This window comes from Streptomyces sp. 2131.1 (assembly GCF_900105515.1).
GTDB classification, from domain to species: domain Bacteria; phylum Actinomycetota; class Actinomycetes; order Streptomycetales; family Streptomycetaceae; genus Streptomyces; species Streptomyces drozdowiczii.
Window position 1 is genome coordinate 4,334,439 of the sequence record NZ_FNSY01000001.1, and the last position, 18,873, is coordinate 4,353,311.

21 protein-coding genes are annotated in these 18,873 nt (G+C 71.1%); 12 read left to right on the plus strand and 9 right to left on the minus strand.

The annotated features are described in order from the left end of the window. Positions 1-63: 63 nt before the first annotated feature. Positions 64-960: an RNA polymerase sigma factor SigF gene (locus BLW14_RS19530; protein ID WP_093708531.1), complete on the minus strand. Its 897-nt coding sequence runs from the start codon at positions 958-960 to the stop codon at positions 64-66. 286 nt (positions 961-1,246) lie between these two features. Here BLW14_RS19530 and BLW14_RS19535 point away from each other — a divergent pair, with 286 nt between their 5' ends. Then, positions 1,247-1,615, plus strand: coding sequence for an STAS domain-containing protein (locus tag BLW14_RS19535; protein WP_093708532.1), 369 nt, complete (start codon positions 1,247-1,249; stop codon positions 1,613-1,615). Positions 1,616-1,859: 244 nt separating this feature from the next. Further along, positions 1,860-2,369 (plus strand): ATP-binding protein, encoded by a 510-nt coding sequence (locus BLW14_RS19540; protein WP_093708533.1) that lies wholly within the window; start codon positions 1,860-1,862, stop codon positions 2,367-2,369. 83 nt (positions 2,370-2,452) lie between these two features. Here BLW14_RS19540 and BLW14_RS19545 read toward each other — a convergent pair whose 3' ends face one another. Further along, positions 2,453-3,949, minus strand: coding sequence for a peptide MFS transporter (locus BLW14_RS19545; protein ID WP_093708534.1), 1,497 nt, complete (start codon positions 3,947-3,949; stop codon positions 2,453-2,455). Between the two features lie 423 nt (positions 3,950-4,372). Here BLW14_RS19545 and BLW14_RS19550 point away from each other — a divergent pair, with 423 nt between their 5' ends. After that, a complete protein-coding gene (locus tag BLW14_RS19550; RefSeq protein ID WP_018524728.1) occupies positions 4,373-5,050 on the plus strand; it encodes a response regulator transcription factor in 678 nt (225 codons plus the stop codon). 53 nt (positions 5,051-5,103) lie between these two features. Next, positions 5,104-6,369: an ATP-binding protein gene (locus BLW14_RS19555; RefSeq protein ID WP_093708535.1), complete on the plus strand. Its 1,266-nt coding sequence runs from the start codon at positions 5,104-5,106 to the stop codon at positions 6,367-6,369. 102 nt (positions 6,370-6,471) lie between these two features. Here BLW14_RS19555 and BLW14_RS19560 read toward each other — a convergent pair whose 3' ends face one another. After that, complete coding sequence (locus BLW14_RS19560; RefSeq protein WP_093708536.1) at positions 6,472-6,993, minus strand: GtrA family protein; 522 nt, start codon at positions 6,991-6,993, stop codon at positions 6,472-6,474. A gap of 155 nt (positions 6,994-7,148) precedes the next feature. Here BLW14_RS19560 and BLW14_RS19565 point away from each other — a divergent pair, with 155 nt between their 5' ends. Genes BLW14_RS19565 through BLW14_RS19575 form a run of 3 tightly spaced genes read left to right on the plus strand, consistent with a single transcriptional unit; the run spans position 7,149 to position 10,026 of the window. Continuing rightward, positions 7,149-8,288 carry a 5-(carboxyamino)imidazole ribonucleotide synthase gene (locus BLW14_RS19565; RefSeq protein ID WP_093708537.1) on the plus strand — a complete coding sequence of 380 codons (1,140 nt, stop codon included), beginning with the start codon at positions 7,149-7,151 and terminating at the stop codon, positions 8,286-8,288. After that, positions 8,285-8,824, plus strand: coding sequence for a 5-(carboxyamino)imidazole ribonucleotide mutase (purE, locus tag BLW14_RS19570; RefSeq protein WP_093708538.1), 540 nt, complete (start codon positions 8,285-8,287; stop codon positions 8,822-8,824). Before BLW14_RS19565 ends, purE begins: the two co-directional genes overlap by 4 nt. Before the next feature lie 5 nt (positions 8,825-8,829). Then, entirely contained in the window at positions 8,830-10,026 is a 1,197-nt protein-coding gene (locus tag BLW14_RS19575) for a dipeptidase (RefSeq protein WP_093708539.1), read from the plus strand. Between the two features lie 19 nt (positions 10,027-10,045). Here the strand turns inward: BLW14_RS19575 and BLW14_RS19580 are convergent, their stop codons facing one another. Continuing rightward, positions 10,046-10,405, minus strand: a complete 360-nt coding sequence (locus BLW14_RS19580) for a VOC family protein (protein WP_093708540.1) — start codon at positions 10,403-10,405, stop codon at positions 10,046-10,048. A 103-nt stretch (positions 10,406-10,508) separates the two neighbouring features. Here BLW14_RS19580 and BLW14_RS19585 point away from each other — a divergent pair, with 103 nt between their 5' ends. Next, entirely contained in the window at positions 10,509-11,018 is a 510-nt protein-coding gene (locus BLW14_RS19585) for a CGNR zinc finger domain-containing protein (protein WP_093708541.1), read from the plus strand. Between the two features lie 21 nt (positions 11,019-11,039). Here the strand turns inward: BLW14_RS19585 and BLW14_RS19590 are convergent, their stop codons facing one another. Continuing rightward, positions 11,040-12,383, minus strand: a complete 1,344-nt coding sequence (locus BLW14_RS19590; RefSeq protein ID WP_093710786.1) for a UDP-glucose dehydrogenase family protein — start codon at positions 12,381-12,383, stop codon at positions 11,040-11,042. Between the two features lie 175 nt (positions 12,384-12,558). Here BLW14_RS19590 and BLW14_RS19595 point away from each other — a divergent pair, with 175 nt between their 5' ends. After that, positions 12,559-13,716, plus strand: coding sequence for an acyl-CoA dehydrogenase family protein (locus BLW14_RS19595; protein WP_018524719.1), 1,158 nt, complete (start codon positions 12,559-12,561; stop codon positions 13,714-13,716). A gap of 44 nt (positions 13,717-13,760) precedes the next feature. Here the strand turns inward: BLW14_RS19595 and BLW14_RS19600 are convergent, their stop codons facing one another. Together BLW14_RS19600 and BLW14_RS19605 are read right to left on the minus strand one after the other, a co-directional pair. After that, a complete protein-coding gene (locus BLW14_RS19600) occupies positions 13,761-14,438 on the minus strand; it encodes a DNA alkylation repair protein (RefSeq protein WP_093708542.1) in 678 nt (225 codons plus the stop codon). A 39-nt stretch (positions 14,439-14,477) separates the two neighbouring features. Beyond that, positions 14,478-14,855 carry a nuclear transport factor 2 family protein gene (locus BLW14_RS19605; protein WP_093708543.1) on the minus strand — a complete coding sequence of 126 codons (378 nt, stop codon included), beginning with the start codon at positions 14,853-14,855 and terminating at the stop codon, positions 14,478-14,480. 95 nt (positions 14,856-14,950) lie between these two features. Here BLW14_RS19605 and BLW14_RS19610 point away from each other — a divergent pair, with 95 nt between their 5' ends. Next, a complete protein-coding gene (locus BLW14_RS19610) occupies positions 14,951-15,439 on the plus strand; it encodes a hypothetical protein (protein WP_093708544.1) in 489 nt (162 codons plus the stop codon). Beyond that, on the plus strand, positions 15,436-16,242 hold the full coding sequence (locus BLW14_RS19615; protein WP_093708545.1) for a class I SAM-dependent methyltransferase: 807 nt from the start codon (positions 15,436-15,438) through the stop codon (positions 16,240-16,242). The genes BLW14_RS19610 and BLW14_RS19615 overlap by 4 nt, the downstream gene beginning before the upstream one ends. On the opposite strand, the gene BLW14_RS19620 is transcribed toward BLW14_RS19615, so the two are convergent. After that, a complete protein-coding gene (locus tag BLW14_RS19620; protein ID WP_093708546.1) occupies positions 16,227-16,769 on the minus strand; it encodes a histidine phosphatase family protein in 543 nt (180 codons plus the stop codon). The two genes, BLW14_RS19615 and BLW14_RS19620, sit on opposite strands and share 16 nt — an antisense overlap. A 38-nt stretch (positions 16,770-16,807) precedes the next feature. Continuing rightward, positions 16,808-18,094, minus strand: coding sequence for an LCP family protein (locus tag BLW14_RS19625; protein WP_093708547.1), 1,287 nt, complete (start codon positions 18,092-18,094; stop codon positions 16,808-16,810). 119 nt (positions 18,095-18,213) lie between these two features. Here BLW14_RS19625 and BLW14_RS19630 point away from each other — a divergent pair, with 119 nt between their 5' ends. Further along, entirely contained in the window at positions 18,214-18,762 is a 549-nt protein-coding gene (locus BLW14_RS19630) for an acyl-CoA thioesterase (RefSeq protein WP_093708548.1), read from the plus strand. Positions 18,763-18,873: the final 111 nt, after the last annotated feature.

Consider the following 18,873-nt stretch of genomic DNA (forward strand, 5'->3'; position numbering starts at 1 on the left):
AGGACCTGCCCCGTCCGGGGCAGGTCCTTTCCGGTTCGTCCGCGCGCGGGGCGCGGACGCGTCTCACTCGTCCAGCGTCAGACCCTTGCGCAGCTTGACCAGGGTGCGTGAGAGGAGGCGCGACACGTGCATCTGGGAGATGCCCAGCTCCTCGCCGATCTCCGACTGCGTCATGTTGGCGACGAACCGCAGCGAGAGGATCTGGCGGTCGCGGCCCGGCAGCGAGGCGATGAGCGGCTTCAGGGACGCGACGTACTCGATGCCTTCGAGCCCGTGGTCCTCGTAGCCGATCCGGTCGGCCAGCGCGCCCTCGTGCTCGTCCTCCTCGGGCTTGGCGTCGAGCGAGCTCGCGGTGTACGCGTTGCTCGCGGCCATGCCCTCCACGACCTCGTCACTGGTCAGGCCGAGGCGGTCGGCGAGCTCGCCCACGGTGGGCGCCCGGTCGAGCTGCTGGGCGAGCTCGTCGCCCGCCTTGGCCAGGTCGAGCCGCAGCTCCTGAAGGCGGCGCGGGACGCGCACGGACCAGCTGGTGTCGCGGAAGAAGCGCTTGATCTCACCGACGATGGTCGGCATCGCGAAGGTCGGGAACTCGACGCCCCGGCTGAGCTCGAAGCGGTCGATCGCCTTGATCAGGCCGATCGTGCCGACCTGGACGATGTCCTCCATCGGCTCGCTGCGGGAGCGGAAGCGGGACGCGGCGAACTTGACCAGGGCCAGGTTCAGCTCGACGAGCGTGTTGCGTACGTAGGAGTACTCCGGCGTGCCCTCTTCCAGGGCCTCCAGCCGGGCGAAGAGCGTCTTCGACAGGGCCCTGGCGTCCAGCGCCCCCACCTCGGTGTAGGGCGGGATCTCGGGAAGCCCCTCAAGTCCGTCGAGCGCATCGGTGTGTGATTCGGTCAGTCCCTGAGGACATGCCGACGGCGCGTACGGGGTACGCGGTACGTCGAGCCGGGGTGACATGGGTCTCCTCCATCGTTCTCGGCATATGGCTGCCGATGCCCATACGTGTTCCTGCGGTGAAGCGGCGCCTCCGAAGCCGGTCGTGTTTTTTGGGGTCCCTCTACCCTTACCCGCTCCCCATGACTCGTTACAACCTCCAATTGCCCGTATATGTCCGCTTTGTTGAGGTCTCTGGCTACCGCGTGGCGCAGGGAACGCGTACTGTTCCAAGAACATCAGTGACAGCTGGGCACGCACCCGCACGTGCGGTGATGCGGACAGTGACGAGCGGTGAAGAGGGACGGGCATGGACCGCGGGACGGTCGGCAGTGCGAACCGGGGTCGGCTTCAGGTCGAGGCCCGGACCGAGGGGCGCAGCGAGGTGGTGACGCCGATCGGTGAGCTCGATCACCACACGGCGGATCTGCTGCGCGAGCCGCTGGAGAGCGCGGTCGACCAGGGGCGTGCGCGCCTGGTGGTCGACTGCTCACGACTCGACTTCTGTGATTCCACCGGGCTGAACGTGCTGCTCGGTGCACGGCTGAAGGCCGAGGAAGCCGGGGGAGGGGTTCATCTGGCCGCGATGCAACCGGTGGTGGCGCGCGTCTTCGAGATCACGGGCGCGGAGGCGGTGTTCACCGTCCACGCCACGCTCGCCGAGGCCCTGGAGACCTGACCCGGACGGCGCGCCGGCATTCCGGACGCCCCGTCCGTCGCGTGAGTTACGCGATCCGCGAAGGCGTAGGGGGTGTCGTACCCGTTCGGCCGGGCAGGAGATCTTCCGGCGAGCCCGGGCGGCCTGGCCCTCCGTGCCTGTGCGGTTCCTGTATCAGTGTCCGTATGGGTATTCGTACTCGTATCTGTTCAATAGTTCGCATCTGTCCAATGGCGACATGGTGAATCGGTGAGGTGAAGCGCTGATGAGCACCACCCGGCAGCATCCGCCGGGCGACCTCGGCCGCGAGCCGGAGGGCGCGGGCGTTTCTTCCGCCGAGCCCGTCCGGCCCGCCGAGGCCGCCGACCGGCAGTGGCGCACGCTGTCGTTGCGGGAGGCCACCGGCATCGTGCCGACGGCCCGTGATTTCGCCCGCCAGGCGCTCCACGACTGGGGCTGGCTCCCCGCGGCCGGCGCCGACCGCCGCGCCGCCGCGGAGGACGTCCTGCTGGTCGTGTCCGAGCTGGTCACCAACGCGTGCCTGCACGCGGACGGGCCCGACGAGCTCCGGATCGCCCACAGCTCCAAGGTGCTGCGCGTGGAGGTCACCGACGGCGGTGCGGGCCAGCCCGCGCCGCGTACGCCGCACCGGGCCGGGCGGCCCGGCGGGCACGGGATGTTCATCGTGCAGCGGCTCTGCCTGGACTGGGGAGTCGTACGGGTCCCCGGCGAGCCCGGCAAGACCGTCTGGGCGGAGCTGGCCGCTCCGGCGTAACGACGCGGCAGAAGGCATACGGAAGGGGCCGCCGCACCGAGTGATCGGTGCGGCGGCCCCTTCCCGCGCGGGTGGCTGCCGGATCAGCGCACGTCGCCCATGTGCTGGGCGACCTTCTTGCGGTACATCCAGATGCCGACTCCGGCGATGACGGCGAGGATCACCTCGAAGGCGACGGACCCGGTGTTGTCCAGGTCCACGCCGAGCTGCTTGGACGTGAGCAGACCGGTCACGGAGTCGCCGGCGGTGACGGCGAGGAACCAGACGCCCATCATCTGCGAGCTGTACTTCGCCGGGGCCATCTTCGTGGTGACCGACAGGCCGACCGGCGAGAGGCACAGCTCCGCGACGGTCTGGATGAAGTAGATCGCCACCAGCCACATCGGGCTGACCTTGCCGCCGTTGGCGGCGGTGTCGATCAGCGGGATCAGGAAGACCGCGAAGGAGACGCCGATCAGCACGAGGCTGGAGGCGAACTTGACCGCGGTGCTCGGCTCCTTGCCGCGCTTGTTCAGCCACAGCCAGCCCGAGGCGAGCACGGGGGCCAGCGCCATGACGAAGATCGGGTTCAGCGACTGGTACCAGGACGTCGGGAAGTCGAACCCGAACAGGCTGTTCGTCGTCGAGTTCTCACCGAAGATCGACAGGGTCGAGCCGTTCTGGTCGTAGATCATCCAGAAGACGGCGGCGACCACGAAGAACCAGATGTAGCCCGAGAGCTTCGACTGCTCGGTGGTCGTCAGCTCCTTGTCGCGCTTCATACGCACCAGGACGGCGACCGGGATGATCAGTCCGGCCAGGGTGATCGGCAGGACGCCCCAGTCGACGAAGTTGCCGGTGATGCCGAGCAGACCGTAGAAGACGGCCGCGACGATCAGCCAGATCAGGCCCTTGCGCAGGGCGGACTGCTTCTCCTGCTCGGTGGCCGGGGTGGCGACGACGTCGCTCTCCGGGCTCAGGTGGCGGGTGCCGAGCAGGAACTGGGCGAGGCCCAGCGCCATGCCGATCGCGGCCAGCGCGAAGCCGAAGTGCCAGTTGACGTTCTCACCGACGGTGCCGATGGTCAGCGGAGCGAGGAACGCGCCCACGTTGATGCCGATGTAGAAGAGCGTGAACCCACCGTCGCGGCGCGGGTCCTCGGGGCCCTTGTACAGGTGGCCGACCATCGTGGAGATGTTGGCCTTCAGCAGGCCGGAGCCGAGCGCGACGAGCGCGAGACCGGCGAAGAAGGTCGCCGAGTTCGGCACCGCGAGCGTGATGTGGCCGAGGATGACGACGGCACCGCCGATGGCGACCGTCTTGCGCGGACCCCAGAACCGGTCGGCCATCCAGCCGCCGGGCATGGCGAGCAGGTAGACCATCGCCATGTAGGCGGAGTAGATCGTCGTCGCGGTGGTGGCGTTCATGTGCATGCCGCCGGGCGCGATCAGGTACAGCGGGAGCAGTGCCTTCATGCCGTAGAAGCTGTATCGCTCCCACATCTCGGTCATGAAGAGCGTCGCCAGGCCGCGGGGGTGGCCGAAGAAGGTCTTCTCGCCACCCACCGTGCTCGACGGGTCCTTCGTCAGGCTGGACGCCATGATCGATCCTTGTGTGCTCGGGACGCGACGCCTCTTGGAGGCGGGTACGCGCCCGGTGGGGGGAGGCCGGCACCGCCGCGGGTACGCCCACCGCGACGGGATCCACGCCCGGCTGCGCCTTCGTCGGCGTTCCGGGCCCGGCCCACAGGTCATTCACTGAATTCCGGGCCGGCGGGTACCGGCCCCGCACACAAAAGAGACCCTTGGCGCTCAGAGCTGCCCAAAGGTCCTTGAGTAGTGCAATAGGCGTTGAGACACCATACGACACGACAGAGCACGATATGGAAGGACTTGAGACATGGATCACAGGTCCAGGTGCAACCACACTCGCATATTCGAAGGTCCGCACGGTAGCGGGGAGCTGACCCGCAGGGCTGCCGGATCACCTCCCGCCCTGTCCGCCGCGCGGACTACCATCAGTGCATGACCCGTGTACTGCTCGCCGAGGACGACGCATCCATCTCGGAACCGCTGGCCCGCGCCCTGCGGCGGGAGGGTTACGAGGTCGAGGTGCGGGAAGACGGCCCGACCGCGCTCGACGCCGGACTCCAGGGCGGCATCGACCTGGTCGTGCTCGACCTGGGGCTGCCCGGCATGGACGGCCTCGAAGTCGCCCGCCGGCTTCGTGCCGAGGGTCACACCGTGCCGGTCCTGGTGCTGACCGCCCGCGCCGACGAGGTGGACACGGTCGTCGGGCTCGACGCGGGCGCCGACGACTACGTCACCAAGCCCTTCCGCCTCGCCGAGCTCCTCGCCCGCGTCCGGGCCCTGCTGCGGCGCGGCGCCACCGAGCCCGCCCCCCAGCCCGCCACGCACGGCGTCCGCATCGACGTCGAATCGCACCGGGCCTGGATGGGCGACGAGGAACTCCAGCTCACCGCCAAGGAGTTCGACCTCCTCCGGGTCCTCGTGCGGGACGCGGGCCGGGTCGTCACCCGCGACCAGCTGATGCGCGAGGTCTGGGACACCACGTGGTGGTCGTCGACCAAGACCCTCGACATGCACATCTCCTGGCTCCGCAAGAAGCTCGGCGACGACGCGGCGAACCCGCGCTACATCGCCACGGTGCGGGGCGTCGGCTTCCGCTTCGAGAAGAGCTGAAGGCTGTAGCGTCCCCGCTGTCCGCCCGAGCCGACTGACGTACAGAAGCAGGCATGCGCCGACGACTGATCAACTCCACCCTCGCCGTCGTGCTCGTGGTGATCGCCGTCTTCGGCGTCTCCCTCGTGATCGTCGAGACCCGCACCATCAGCAGCAGCGCCCAGGAGAGCGTCGACTCCGAGGCGCTGCGGCTGATCAGCGTCATCGAGAGCCGGCTCCTGGGCGCCGAGCGGATCAACCCCGCGGTGCTGGCCGAGCAGATCGACGACAAGCGCTACGCCCTGGTCAAGATGGACGGCCGCGCCCCCATCGAGGTCGGCGAGCGCCCCAGTGGCAGCGTGATCACCGCCACCGAGACGGGTGAGCACGGCGAGAAGGTCACCGTCGAGGAGTCCCGCTCCGCCGTCACCCGCGAGGTCGGCCGCACGCTGATGATCATCGGCGCGGTGGCGCTGTTGGCCATCGTCTCCGCCGTCCTCCTCGCCGTACGCCAGGCCAACAAGCTGGCCTCGCCGCTCACCGACCTCGCCGAGACCGCCGAGCGCCTGGGCTCCGGCGACCCCCGCCCGCGCCACAAGCGGTACGGGGTGCCCGAGCTGGACCGCGTCGCCGACGTCCTCGACGCCTCCGCCGAGCGGATCGCCCGCATGCTGACCGCGGAGCGCCGGCTCGCCGCCGACGCCTCCCACCAGCTGCGTACGCCGCTCACCGCCCTGTCCATGCGGATCGAGGAGATCTCGCTGACCGACGACCCGGAGACCGTGAAGGAGGAGGCGCACATCGCCCTCGCCCAGGTCGAACGGCTCACGGACGTGGTGGAGCGGCTGCTGACCAACGCCCGGGACCCCCGGACGGGCTCCGCGGTCGTCTTCGACCTGGACGAGGTCGTCAAGCAGCAGATCGAGGAGTGGCGCCCGGCCTACCGGGGCGAGGGCCGCGCCATCGTCTGCTCCGGCAAGCAGGGGCTCAGCGCCGTCGGCACCCCGGGCGCGGTCGCCCAGGTGCTGGCCGCGCTGATCGAGAACTCGCTCATGCACGGTGGCGGTACGGTCGCGCTGCGCACGAGGGTCACCGGCAACCAGGCGGTCATCGAGGTCACGGACGAGGGGCCCGGGGTCCCCGCCGACCTGGGCGCGCGGATCTTCGAGCGGACCATCAGCGGCCGCAACTCCACGGGCATCGGCCTCGCGGTCGCCCGCGACCTCGCCGAAGCGGACGGCGGCCGCCTGGAACTCCTCCAGCAGCAGCCCCCGGTCTTCGCCCTCTTCCTGAGCCGCATGTCCCAGCCACGAGAGGAACCGGAACGCCCGGTGCGGTGAGCTGCTGGATCAAGTCCGTGACCCGCGTGTCACACCCGCACACGGCCAAAACAAGCCCGTCCGGCGATTGAGGACGAAGCGTCCGCCCGGACGGCCCCGGGCCTACCGACGAGCCGGGTCCGCCTCGACCCGCACCGCGGGCGCGGGCACCGTCACCAGGGCCTCTTTGTCGGCGACGCCCTCCGAGGGCGCGGGAAGCGCCTTGAACACCCACGTCCGGTACGACCAGAACCGGAACAGCGTCGCGATCCCGATCCCCACGATCTTGAACACATTGCTCTGGACCGGCGTATCCCAGCCGAACCCGTACGTCGCCATGTACAGCACACCGGTCTCGATCACCGCGCCCACCGCGCTGAACAGCAGGAACAGCGTCAGCTCACGCGTGCGGCCGGTCTTGTCGCGGTCGCGGTACGTCCAGTAGCGGAAGCCCACGTAGTTGCAGAGGATCGCGACGAACGTGGCGAGGAGACCGGCGCGCACGGTCGGGATGTCCGTGTAGCGCCACAGCAGGTTGGAGACGGCGATGTTGACGACCAGGCCGACCACGCCGACCACGCCGAACTTGGCGATCTCCCGGGCCAGCAGCTCCAGCCGGGCCCGCAGTGCGCCTCGTTCGCTCATGTGATCGCTCAGTCCGTCCGTAAGTTCGACTTCGTGTTCCGTCAACCTGGCCATGCTAACCAGGACGCCCACCGGACGCCCGTGCGTTGAGCGCGGGTGTGGCGGGCTCCACCCCGCCCACGGGCGTGGGCCGCCGGTGCGGATACCCTGGGAGCGTGACTTTCCCGGTAGTCGGCATGGTCGGTGGCGGTCAGCTCGCCCGTATGACCCACGAGGCGGGCATCCCCCTCGGCATCAAGTTCAAGCTCCTCAGCGACACCGCTCAGGACTCCGCGGCCCAGGTGGCGGGCGAGGTCGTCGTAGGCGACTACCGCGACCTGGAGACGCTGAGGGCCTTCGCGCGCGGCTGTGACGTGATCACCTTCGATCACGAGCACGTGCCGACCGAGCACCTGCGGGCCCTGGAGGCGGACGGCATCCCCGTACGCCCCGGCCCCGACGCTCTGGTGCACGCCCAGGACAAGGGGGTGATGCGCGCGAAGCTCACCGAGATCGGCGCCCCCTGCCCCCGCCACCGCATCGTGAAGGACCCGGCCGACGCCGCGGCCTTCGCCGAGGAGGCGGGAGGCTTCCCGGTCATCCTCAAGACCGTGCGCGGCGGCTACGACGGCAAGGGCGTCTGGGTGGTCCGCTCCGAGGCGGACGCGGCCGAGCCGTTCCGGGCCGGTGTCCCGGTCCTCGCCGAGGAGAAGGTCGACTTCGTACGCGAGCTGGCGGCCAACATCGTCCGCTCGCCGCACGGCCAGGCCGTGGCCTACCCCGTCGTCGAGTCGATCCAGGTCGACGGCGTCTGCGACACGGTCGTCGCCCCGGCCCCCGACCTCGACGAGGCGCTGGCGGGCGAGGCCCAGCAGCTCGCGCTGCGCATCGCCTCCGAGCTGGGCGTGGTCGGCCACCTCGCGGTGGAGCTGTTCGAGACCCGTGACGGACGCATCCTGGTCAACGAGCTGGCCATGCGCCCGCACAACTCCGGGCACTGGACCATGGACGGCGCGATCACCTCGCAGTTCGCCAACCACGTCCGCGCGGTCCTCGACCTCCCGCTCGGCGACCCGCGCCCCCGCGCCCCCTGGACGGTCATGTGCAACGTCCTCGGCGGCGACTACCCGGACATGTACCAGGGCTACCTGCACTGCATGGCGCGCGACCCGCAGCTCAAGATCCACATGTACGGCAAGGACGTGAAGCCCGGCCGCAAGGTCGGACACGTCAACACCTACGGCGACGATCTGGCGGACGTGCGCGAGCGCGCCCGGCACGCGGCCGACTACCTGCGAGGAACGATCACCGAATGACTTCCCCCGCCTCCGCCGCCCCGGTCGTCGGCATCGTCATGGGCTCGGACTCGGACTGGCCCGTCATGGAAGCGGCGGCCAAGGCCCTCGACGAGTTCGGGATCCCGTACGAGGTCGACGTCGTCTCCGCCCACCGCATGCCCCGCGAGATGATCGCGTACGGCGAGAACGCGGCCGGCCGCGGACTCAAGGCGATCATCGCGGGCGCGGGCGGCGCCGCCCACCTGCCCGGCATGCTCGCCTCGGTCACCCCGCTGCCCGTCATCGGCGTCCCGGTCCCGCTGAAGTACCTCGACGGCATGGACAGCCTGATGTCCATCGTCCAGATGCCCGCCGGCATCCCCGTCGCCACCGTCTCCATCGCCGGTGCGCGCAACGCCGGCCTGCTGGCCGTCCGCGTCCTCGCCGCGGCCGACCCCGAGCTCCAGGGCCGGATGACCGAGTTCCTGGGCGACCTCAACGACCAGGCCACCGAGAAGGGCAAGCGGCTGCGCCAGAAGGCCGCCGGCGCGGAGTCCTTCGGCTTCGGGAAGTAGGGATCATGACGGACCGACTGGACCTGGCCCGGGAACTCCTCGCGGAGTACCCCGTCGTCGACGGCCACAACGACCTGCCGTGGGCGCTGCGCGAGCAGGTCAACTACGACCTGGCCGTACGCGACATCGCCACCGACCAGTCGGCCCACCTGCACACCGACATGCCCCGGCTGCGCGCCGGGGGCGTCGGAGCCCAGTTCTGGTCGGTCTACGTACGCTCCGACCTCGCGGGCGACGCCGCCGTCAGCGCCACCCTGGAACAGATCGACGCCGTCGCCGAACTCCTGGAGCGCTACCCGGCCGACCTCCGGCGCGCCCTGACCGCCGACGACGTGGAGGCGGCCCGCGCCGAGGGCCGGATCGCCTCGCTGATGGGCGCCGAGGGCGGCCACTCGATCGCCAACTCGCTGGGCACGCTGCGCGGCCTGTACGCACTGGGCGTCCGCTACATGACGCTCACCCACAACGACAACATCGCCTGGGCGGACTCCGCGACCGACGAGCCCGGTGTCGGCGGCCTCTCGCCGTTCGGCCACGAGGTCGTCCGCGAGATGAACCGCACCGGCATGCTGGTCGACCTCTCGCACGTCGCGGCGACGACCATGCGCGACGCGCTCGCCACCTCCGAGGCGCCGGTGATGTTCTCGCACTCCTCCTCGCGCGCCGTTTGCGACCACCCGCGCAACATCCCGGACGACGTCCTGGCCCTGCTCCCGGCCAACGGCGGCATCGCCATGGCCACCTTCGTGCCGAAGTTCGTCCTGCCGGAGGCCGTCGCCTGGACGCAGGCCGCCGACGAGAACCTCCGCGCCCACGGGCTGCACCACCTGGACACCACCGAGCGCGCGATGAAGCTGCACGCCGCGTTCGAGGCGGCGAACCCCCGCCCGGCCGCGACCGTGGCCACCATCGCCGACCACCTCGACCACATGCGCGAGGTCGCGGGCGTCGACCACATCGGCATCGGCGGCGACTACGACGGCACCGCCTTCCTCCCGCAGGGCCTGGAGAGCGTCGCCGGTTACCCGAACCTGATCGCGGAGCTGCTGCGCCGGAACTGGTCCGCCGCCGACCTGGCCAAGCTCACCTGGCAGAACGCCGTACGGGTGCTGCGCTCCGCCGAGGACGTGGCGCGGGACCTGCGTACCCGGCGCGGCCCGTCGCACGCCACGATCGAGCAGCTGGACGCCCCGGCGGCCTGAGCCACCGGGGCGCCGTTTCTCAGCAGGCGCAGAGACAGAACGGGTGCCCCGCCGGGTCGGCGTACACCCGGAACGACCGCTCCCGGTCGTCCGCCTCCAGCACCGTCGCGCCCAGCGCCAGCACCTCCCGCTCCGCCGCGTCCAGATCCTGCACGGTCAGGTCCAGGTGGAACTGCTGCGACGCGTCGGCGCGCGGCCACTTCGGCGGTACGAAGCCGGGGGCGGCCTGGAAGGCGAGCGGGGCGCCCGCACCCCCGGTGAGGTCCACCCAGTCCTCCTGCTGCCGGACCTCGCCGCCGATCAGCGCGGCGTAGAAGTTCGCCAGGGCTACGGGGTCGGGGCAGTCCAGGACGACGGCACCCACTGCGGCCAGAGCCATGTTGCTTCCTCCTCGGGCAGACTACGGACAGGTCGTTACCGCTTGATGCGCTCAACCGGTAACCGTGACCGCATGCTCCCGCATTGGAGGTAACGTCGCAACCATGAATGAGAGGGACTCCGCGCCCGGCGGACTCGCGCTGGTCGAAGCGCTCGTCAACAGCCTGAACGTGGAGACCGGCGCGGACAGCCTCGACACGGCCGAGGGACGCGCCGCCTTCGCCCTCGCGGAGCCGGACGTGCCGGCGGCGCGCACGCTGCGCGAGGCCCTGCGCGCGGCCTGCCTGGCCCACGCGGGCCACTGCTCGGACGACAGCCCGCTCTGCGTACTGGACCGGCTGCTCGCCGACGCGCCGCTGCGGGTCACCGTGGACGCGGCGGGCGGGGCGGCGCTGTGTCCGGTGCAGGAGCCGCCCGGGCTGACCGCGCGGATCGCGGCAGCCGTCGCCGCCGCGTCGGCCGACGGGACCTGGGCCAGGCTCAAGGCGTGCGAGGCGGCGGACTGCCAGTGGGCCTACTACGACCGCAGCCCGGCGGGGCGCCGCCGCTGGTGCTCCATGTCGGTGTGCGGCGCCCGCGCCAAGATGCGTACGTACCGCGCGAGGCGCGGCTGAGAAGGGGCGGCGCCCCGTGGGTCAGGCGGTCGGGCGGCCCATCGCCCGGTAGCTCCAGCCGGCCGCGCGCCACACGGCGGGGTCCAGCGCGTTGCGCCCGTCGAGGAGGGTCCGGCTGCCCGCGACCGCGCCCAGCGCCTCCGGGTCCAGGTCGCGGAACTCCCGCCACTCCGTCAGGTGCAGCACGACGTCCGCGCCGCGCACCGCTTCGAGCGCGCTGTCCGCGTACCCGAGCGTCGGGAAGAGGCGGCGGGCGTTCTCCATGCCCTTCGGGTCGAAGACGGTGACCTGGCCGCCCTGGAGGTGGATCTGCCCGGCCACGTTGAGCGCGGGGGAGTCGCGTACGTCGTCCGAGTCCGGCTTGAACGTGGCGCCCAGCACGGCGACCCGCTTGCCGAGGAAGGAACCGCCGCCCACGGCCTCCCGGGCCAGCTCCACCATGTGGCCCCGGCGGCGCATGTTGATCGAGTCGACCTCGCGCAGGAACGTCAGCGCCTGGTCGGCGCCCAGCTCGCCGGCGCGGGCCATGAAGGCGCGGATGTCCTTGGGCAGGCAGCCGCCGCCGAAGCCGATGCCGGCCCGCAGGAACTTCTTGCCGATCCGCTCGTCGTGCCCGATCGCCTCGGCGAGCTTGGCGACGTCGCCGTCGGCGGCCTCGCAGACCTCGGCCATGGCGTTGATGAACGAGATCTTGGTAGCGAGGAAGGAGTTGGCGGCGGTCTTCACCAGCTCGGCGGTCGGATAGTCCGTCACGACGAACGGGGAGCCCTCCGCGACCGGGACGGCGTACACCTCGCGCAGCAGCTTCTCGGCGCGCTCGCCGGCCACGCCGACGACGATCCGGTCCGGGTGCAGCGTGTCGTCGACCGCGAAGCCCTCGCGCAGGAACTCCGGGTTCCAGGCCAGCTCCGCGTCCGCGCCCACGGGGGCCAGCTCCGCGAGGCGGGCGGCGAGCCGGGCGGCCGAGCCGACGGGCACGGTGGACTTGCCGACGACCAGGGCCGGCCGGGTCAGCAGCGGCGCCAGCGAGTCGAAGGCGCTCTCGACGTACGTCATGTCGCAGGCGTACTCGCCGTGCTTCTGCGGAGTGTTGGTGCAGACGAAGTGCACGTCACCGAACTCGGCCACCTCCTCCCAGGAGGTGGTGAACCGCAGCCGCCCCGTGGAGCCCTCGATGCCCGCCACGTGCCGCCGCAGCAACTCCTCCAGGCCCGGCTCGTACATCGGGACCTTGCCGGCCGACAGCATCTCGATCTTCTCGGGCACGACGTCGAGGCCCAGGACCTCGAAGCCGAGTTCCGCCATGGCCGCGGCGTGCGTGGCGCCCAGATAGCCGGTGCCGATCACGGTGATCCTGAGGGCCATGAAGTGCTCCTGTGAGATGCGGACGGACATGCGGTGAACGAGCATAGTCCCGGCCGTGGAGCCTCCGATTTGCGGCTGTCGCGCAGCTCACGGCCCGAGCGCGTATGCCCGGGCCGGGTCGAACGCCTAAAATTGGGTTACTTAACGGTAGTTAGCACCCTGGGGAGTGAGCGTCTTGGCGGGTTCCACCGATTTCGACCTGTACCGTCCGGCCGAGGAGCACGAGATGCTCCGTGAGACGGTGCGCGCCCTCGCCGAGGCGAAGATCGCCCCGTTCGCGGCCGCGGTCGACGAGGAGGCCCGCTTCCCGCAGGAGGCGCTGGACGCCCTCACCGCCGCCGATCTGCACGCGGTCCACGTACCGGAGGAGTACGGAGGCGCCGGCGCCGACGCGCTCGCCACGGTCATCGTGATCGAGGAGGTGGCCCGCGCCTGCGTCTCCTCCTCCCTCATCCCGGCCGTCAACAAGCTCGGCTCCCTCCCGGTCGTCCTGTCCGGCTCCGAGGCCCTGAAGAAGAAGTACCTCGGCCCGCTCGCCAAGGGCGACGGCATGTTCTCGTACTGCCTGTCCGAGCCGGACGCGGGCTCCGACGCCGCCGGCATGAAGACCCGCGCGGTGCGCGACGGCGACTTCTGGGTCCTCAACGGCGTGAAGCGCTGGATCACCAACGCGGGCGTCTCCGAGTACTACACGGTCATGGCCGTCACCGACCCGGAGAAGCGCTCCAAGGGCATCTCGGCCTTCGTCGTCGAGAAGTCCGACGAGGGTGTCTCCTTCGGCGCCCCGGAGAAGAAGCTCGGCATCAAGGGCTCCCCGACCCGCGAGGTCTACTTCGACAACGTCCGCATCCCCGCCGACCGCATGATCGGCGAGGAGGGCACCGGCTTCGCCACCGCGATGAAGACCCTGGACCACACCCGCATCACCATCGCGGCCCAGGCCCTCGGCGTCGCCCAGGGCGCGCTGGACTACGCCAAGGGGTACGTCCAGGAGCGCAAGCAGTTCGGCAAGCCGATCGCGGACTTCCAGGGCGTGCAGTTCATGCTCGCCGACATGGCCATGAAGCTGGAGGCCGCCCGCCAGCTGACGTACTCGGCCGCCGCCAAGTCCGAGCGCGTCGACGCCGACCTCACGTTCTTCGGCGCCGCCGCCAAGTGCTTCGCCTCCGACGTCGCGATGGAGGTCACCACGGACGCCGTCCAGCTCCTCGGCGGCTACGGCTACACCCGTGATTACCCGGTCGAGCGCATGATGCGCGATGCCAAGATCACCCAGATCTACGAGGGCACGAACCAGGTCCAGCGCATCGTCATGGCGCGGAACCTGCCGTAACGCCGGCACGTGTGAAGCCCCGCCCCGTTCCCGGGGGCGGGGCTTCACGCGTCCTTGCCCTCCTTGCGCCGCACCATCTCCCCGATCCACACCGGCGCGTACGGCGACGTGCACCCCCGGGGCGTCGGGTAGTCCCTGAGCACGCCCAGCCGCTCGCCGATGCCCAGCGCGCGAGCACGGTGTCCGGGGTGCTCGATCCCGATCTGTGCGAGGCAGGTGTTCATCGCCCACTGGAGGCGGTCGGGTGCGTCCCGCATCTCCGCCTCGACGACGTCCAGCAGTCCGTCGAGGTCGAGCCCGTCGGGCCGCTTCACGACCCGGTCGGCGGTCAGCGCCCACCCGGCGCTCGCGACGACGGGATCGGAGTCCTCCGTCCAGGCGAGGCGCAGCTCCTCCGCATGCGGGCTCTTCTTCACCACGTACCCCACGAGCCAGTCGTGCACCTTGGGCGCCCGCGCCTCGCGCAGCATGCGGTCCAGCTCGTCCCGCGTGTACTCCTTCGGACGGCAGACCAGCAACGCCACCAGCCGCGCGGCGGTGTCGTCCGTCTCCCACAGCCCGACGGCCAGCTCCTGCCGCTTCCCCAGCCGCTTGGCGAGGGCGCGCAGCTTGGTGAGGTTCACCCCGTGGTCGTCCCCGTGCCGCGCGTTGACGGCCCGCGCCCTGGGATCGTCGAGCGCGGCGAGCTCGGCCATGACGTCGGCGACGGTTGCTTCGGACACGGGGGCCGCCTTTCGTACGGGGTGTTTCTGCCAGCGGTACTACATCGATTCCACGAAGCCGGTCCGCCACTCCGGGCGCGGGTCCGCTCCCACGCCCGTCCAGTACTCCGTGCCGCGGACGACCCGGCCGTCACGGACGGTCCAGAACGACGCGGCGCGGAAGAGGCCGAGGCCGTCGTGCGGCACCTCCACCTCGGAGACGACCTCGTCGCCCTGCGCCACCACCTTGAGCACGCGGATCGACCAGCCCTCCGGATACTCGCGGTTCACCGCGACGAAGTTGTCCCGGCCGACGATGCGTTCGAGGCTGACCGGCCACTCGACGACCGCGTCCTCCGCGACCAGCTCCGCGACACCCGCCCAGTCCCGCCCCTGGATCCGGGCCCACAACGTCTCGATCACCTTTGACGGTTCCATCTCCGGAGCCTCCCACGGAGGTCTGACAATGGCACGATGGCCGGCACCGGCCATCGCTCCCGCGCGACGTGCGCGCGGCGGCTGAGGGGAGTCCGATGGGGGAGGACACGACGCGGCTCGTCCGCCTCTTCGACGCGCTCGGAGCCGAGGACGCCGAGGGGTGGGCCGAGTCCGAGGCCGAGGAGGGGCTGCCGCAGCTCGCCCGGTTCCGGCTGCTGCGCGCGGTGTGGCAGGACATCGACGCCTGGAGCTCCACCGCGCCCCAATGGGTGGCCGCCTACTGCCGGGACGGCGTGGCCGGCGGGGCCGTCGAGCGTGCCGTGCGGCTCGGTCTGACCGCCGAGGAGCTGGGGGAGATCGCGCGCGAGGTCGCCCGGGAGACCGCCTTCGCGCTGCTCCAGGGGCTAGACGACCCGGACCGGGGCGACGAGCCGGACGAGGTGGCGGGGCGGCTGCCCGGATGGTTCCTCGGGGAGCTGCCCGCGCTCGGCGAACCCACCGGGCGCGTACTCGGCGCCCTGCACGAGGACTTGAACGAAGCGGAACCGCAGACCCCCACCCGTACCGAAGGAGACGACACATGACCGCGTTCGATGTGATGGAGCGGCGGATATGGGACGGGCAGGCCGAGAGCTACGCCCGTACCGCCGCCCGGCTCTGCATCCGCACCGTGTCCGCCCTGCTGGACGCCGCCGGTGTCGGGGCGGGGACGCGCCTGCTCGACGTGGGGTGCGGCACCGGCAACGTGACCGCGGCCGCCCTCGCGCGGGGCGCCGCCGTCCGGGCCGTGGACGCCGAGCCCGACATGGTCGCCGCGACCCGGCGGGCCGCGCGCGGGACCGAGGTGCGCGCCGGGACGCTTCCCCAGCTGCCCTACGCCGACGCGGAGTTCGACGCGGTCGTGGGCAACTTCGTGCTCAACCACGTCGGCCGCCCGCTGGAAGCGCTCGTCGAGATGCGCCGGGTCGCCCGCCCCGGGAGCCGGATAGCTGTCACCGTCTGGCAGCTGCCCGGCACCCCGGGGCAGACGTTGGTCGGGCGGGCCGCCCAGGCCGCCGGGCTCACCCGGCCCGACTGGCTGGCCACGGTCGACGAGGAGCGCAACTTCGAGCGCACCCCGGACGGGCTGATTACCCTGCTCAAGGCCGCCGGGCTCGCGGACGTACAGGCCGACACGCACGCCTGGGACCACCGGGTCGATCCGGAGGAGTGGTGGGCGGGGCCCGCCGCCGGGATCGGCGCGGTCGGCGGGATGGTCACCGGCGCGGGGCCCGAGGGCGCGGCCGCGGCCAAGCGGGAGTACGACGTGCTGTGCCGCGAATTCCTCGGGGAGGACGGGCTGCTGGCGCTCCCGCACGTCGCGGTGCTGGCTCAGGGCACGGTGTAGGAGACGCCCGGCTGCCAGGGCGGCGGGTGCGCGACGAGGCTCTCCAGCCGGGCACCCGCGAGCAGGCAGTGCAGGGCCCAGCGGTTCGCCGAGTGGGCGATCAGGAGCACCCGGCCCCCGTCCCACTCGGCGGCCAGGTCGCGCAGGAACGAGGCCGTCGCCTCGACCACGTCCCGGTAGCTCTGGCCGCCGCCGGGCCACGGGCGGTCGATGTGGCGCGTGCGCAGCGGATGCAGGACGGAGGTCGGGGCGCCGTTCAGCTCCCCGTAGTCGCATTCGCGCAGCCGCGCGTCCTGGCGGAGGACGGGGGTCTCGGTACCGGCGAACGCGATGCGGGCCGTCTCCACGGCGCGCGCCAGGTCCGAGGTGTAGACGGCGTCGAGCCCGGTGCCGCGCCGCCGTTCGCCGAGTTCGGCGGCCTGGCGGCGCCCGGTCTCCGAGAGCCGGCCCGGCAGCCATCCGGTGGCGATTCCCGCCTCGTTGTCGGTGGTCGTGGCGTGCGACTCGTACACGATCCGTATGGGCATGGCGGCTCCGGGCCGACGCGGGAGAACGGGCCGGGGCCTCAGTTCTCGGTGACCGTGACCTTCTCGTCGTTCTTCAGCTGCTCGACCAGCTGCTTCACCTTCGCCTTGTCCCAGGCCAGGTTGCCGCCCACGTTGCCCGCGATCGGCATGTTCATCGACGTGCCGTCGCCGCCCGTGACGCCCTTCATCGCGAAGAACATCTTGCCGAGCGACCAGAGCGACATGTCCTTGTCCACGATCAGCGTGTCCAGGCCCGCGCCCATCGTCGGGTACAGCTTGAACGGATTGATGATCGTGGAGAACGTCGCCGTCTGGCTGGCCAGGGCCGCGAGGAACTTCTGCTGGTTCTTCGTACGGTCCAGGTCCGAGGTGAAGGCGTGGCGGGTGCGGACGAAAGCCAGGGCCTGCTGGCCGTCGAGGGTCTGCTTGCCGGCCGGGAAGTCGGCGCCCGACCACTTGTCCTTGAACGCCTTCGGGATGTCCAGCTCGACCCCGCCGATCGCGTCGACGATCTTGGCGAAGCCGCCGAAGCCGATCTCGACGTAGTGGTCGATGTGCAGGCCGGTGTTGAACTCGACGGTACGGACGAGGAGCTCCGGTCCGTCCGTGGCGTACGCGGCGTTCAGCTTCGTCGTCCTCCCTGTGGCCGGGTACTTCTTGCCGGACTCGGAGCCGACGAACGACGGGATCTCGACATTGGAGTCACGCGGCAGCGAGACCAGCGTCGGGCCGTTGTCGCCGGTGTGCAGGATCATCATCGAGTCGGTCCGCTTGCCGTCGGCCGAACCCGTGTGGAGCCGCTTCTTGTCCTCGGACGTCATGCCCTCACGGCTGTCGGACCCGACGATCAGGTAGTTCGTCCCCTTGCCCGCCTCCGGCCGCTCGATGACCTTCGACAGGTCGACGGCCCGGTTCAGCTTCGAGTCGGCCCAGAAGTACGTGCCCACGGAGACGGCGAGCAGCACGACGACCAGGACCAGCGCGCCGATCTTGATCCGGCGGCGCCAGTCGGGCGCCGGGCCCGGGCGGCCCTGTACGTAACCGCGGTCACCGCCGTCGCCGCCGTGACCCGCGCCACGGCCGCCGCCGTACACCTGGCCGGTGTTGTAACCGCTGTCGTACTGCGGGTTGCCGTCGTCGTAGCCCGACGGCTGCTGCGGGACCGGGCGCTGCCTCGGCGGCGCGGGGCGCTGCTGCGGCGGGGCCGGGCGGCGCTGGACGTGCGGCATCGAGCGGGCGCTCTCGGGGCGCTCGCTCGCACTGCCCTGTCCGTAGCGGTTGCCGCTGCGGTTGTCGTCGGTCCAGCCGTCGGGCCAATCGTTCATACGGACCAGTGTGCAGGCCGGGGCGGTCCCTCTTACAGGGTGTGTGGAGAATCGGGCCGGGGCTGTTGCGAAGCTGATGCATTGCGACGCGTTCCGGGCCCCCGCATAAGGTGGAGGGCATGACAGATCAGGCTCCGCGCCCGGAGAGCGACATTCCGGCCAAGCCCACCGCGGCCTCCCGGACCACCCTCAGCCACATCATGACCGGCAGCGACACCAATCTGCTGGGTACGGTGCACGGCGGCGTGATCATGAAGCTGGTGGACGACGCGGCGGGCGCCGTGGCCGGCCGGCACTCCGGCGGGCCCGCCGTCACGGCCTCGATGGACGAGATGGTGTTCCTGGAGCCGGTCCGCGTCGGCGATCTCGTGCACGTACGCGCCCAGGTCAACTGGACCGGCCGGTCCTCCATGGAGGTCGGCGTCCGGGTCATGGCCGAGCGCTGGAACGAGTCGACGCCCGCGACGCAGGTCGGCAGCGCGTACCTGGTGTTCGCCGCGGTCGACGCTGACGGCCGCCCCCGCCCCGTACCGCAGGTGGTCCCGGAGACCGAGCGCGACAAGCGGCGCTACCAGGAGGCCCAGATCCGCCGCACGCACCGGCTGGCCCGGCGCCGCGCGATCAGGGAGCTGCGCGAGAAGCGCATCGCCGAGGGCATCGAGGACTGAGGGCGCGGGGCGAGCGGGGACCGAGAGGCGCGGGGAAGGTGCGGGGCTCACCCCCCTGACCGGTTCCGTCCTCAAGCGCCGGACGGGCTGGGTTCGCCCGCCTGCCTCAAG

Coding starts and splice junctions, on each gene's coding strand:
- BLW14_RS19530 (WP_093708531.1), bottom strand. CDS start 960: ATGTCACCCCGGCTCGACGTACCGCGTACCCCGTACGCGCCGTCGGCA.
- BLW14_RS19535 (WP_093708532.1), top strand. CDS start 1,247: ATGGACCGCGGGACGGTCGGCAGTGCGAACCGGGGTCGGCTTCAGGTC.
- BLW14_RS19540 (WP_093708533.1), top strand. CDS start 1,860: ATGAGCACCACCCGGCAGCATCCGCCGGGCGACCTCGGCCGCGAGCCG.
- BLW14_RS19545 (WP_093708534.1), bottom strand. CDS start 3,949: ATGGCGTCCAGCCTGACGAAGGACCCGTCGAGCACGGTGGGTGGCGAG.
- BLW14_RS19550 (WP_018524728.1), top strand. CDS start 4,373: ATGACCCGTGTACTGCTCGCCGAGGACGACGCATCCATCTCGGAACCG.
- BLW14_RS19555 (WP_093708535.1), top strand. CDS start 5,104: ATGCGCCGACGACTGATCAACTCCACCCTCGCCGTCGTGCTCGTGGTG.
- BLW14_RS19560 (WP_093708536.1), bottom strand. CDS start 6,993: ATGAGCGAACGAGGCGCACTGCGGGCCCGGCTGGAGCTGCTGGCCCGG.
- purE (WP_093708538.1), top strand. CDS start 8,285: ATGACTTCCCCCGCCTCCGCCGCCCCGGTCGTCGGCATCGTCATGGGC.
- BLW14_RS19575 (WP_093708539.1), top strand. CDS start 8,830: ATGACGGACCGACTGGACCTGGCCCGGGAACTCCTCGCGGAGTACCCC.
- BLW14_RS19580 (WP_093708540.1), bottom strand. CDS start 10,405: ATGGCTCTGGCCGCAGTGGGTGCCGTCGTCCTGGACTGCCCCGACCCC.
- BLW14_RS19585 (WP_093708541.1), top strand. CDS start 10,509: ATGAATGAGAGGGACTCCGCGCCCGGCGGACTCGCGCTGGTCGAAGCG.
- BLW14_RS19590 (WP_093710786.1), bottom strand. CDS start 12,383: ATGGCCCTCAGGATCACCGTGATCGGCACCGGCTATCTGGGCGCCACG.
- BLW14_RS19605 (WP_093708543.1), bottom strand. CDS start 14,855: ATGGAACCGTCAAAGGTGATCGAGACGTTGTGGGCCCGGATCCAGGGG.
- BLW14_RS19610 (WP_093708544.1), top strand. CDS start 14,951: ATGGGGGAGGACACGACGCGGCTCGTCCGCCTCTTCGACGCGCTCGGA.
- BLW14_RS19615 (WP_093708545.1), top strand. CDS start 15,436: ATGACCGCGTTCGATGTGATGGAGCGGCGGATATGGGACGGGCAGGCC.
- BLW14_RS19620 (WP_093708546.1), bottom strand. CDS start 16,769: ATGCCCATACGGATCGTGTACGAGTCGCACGCCACGACCACCGACAAC.
- BLW14_RS19625 (WP_093708547.1), bottom strand. CDS start 18,094: ATGAACGATTGGCCCGACGGCTGGACCGACGACAACCGCAGCGGCAAC.
- BLW14_RS19630 (WP_093708548.1), top strand. CDS start 18,214: ATGACAGATCAGGCTCCGCGCCCGGAGAGCGACATTCCGGCCAAGCCC.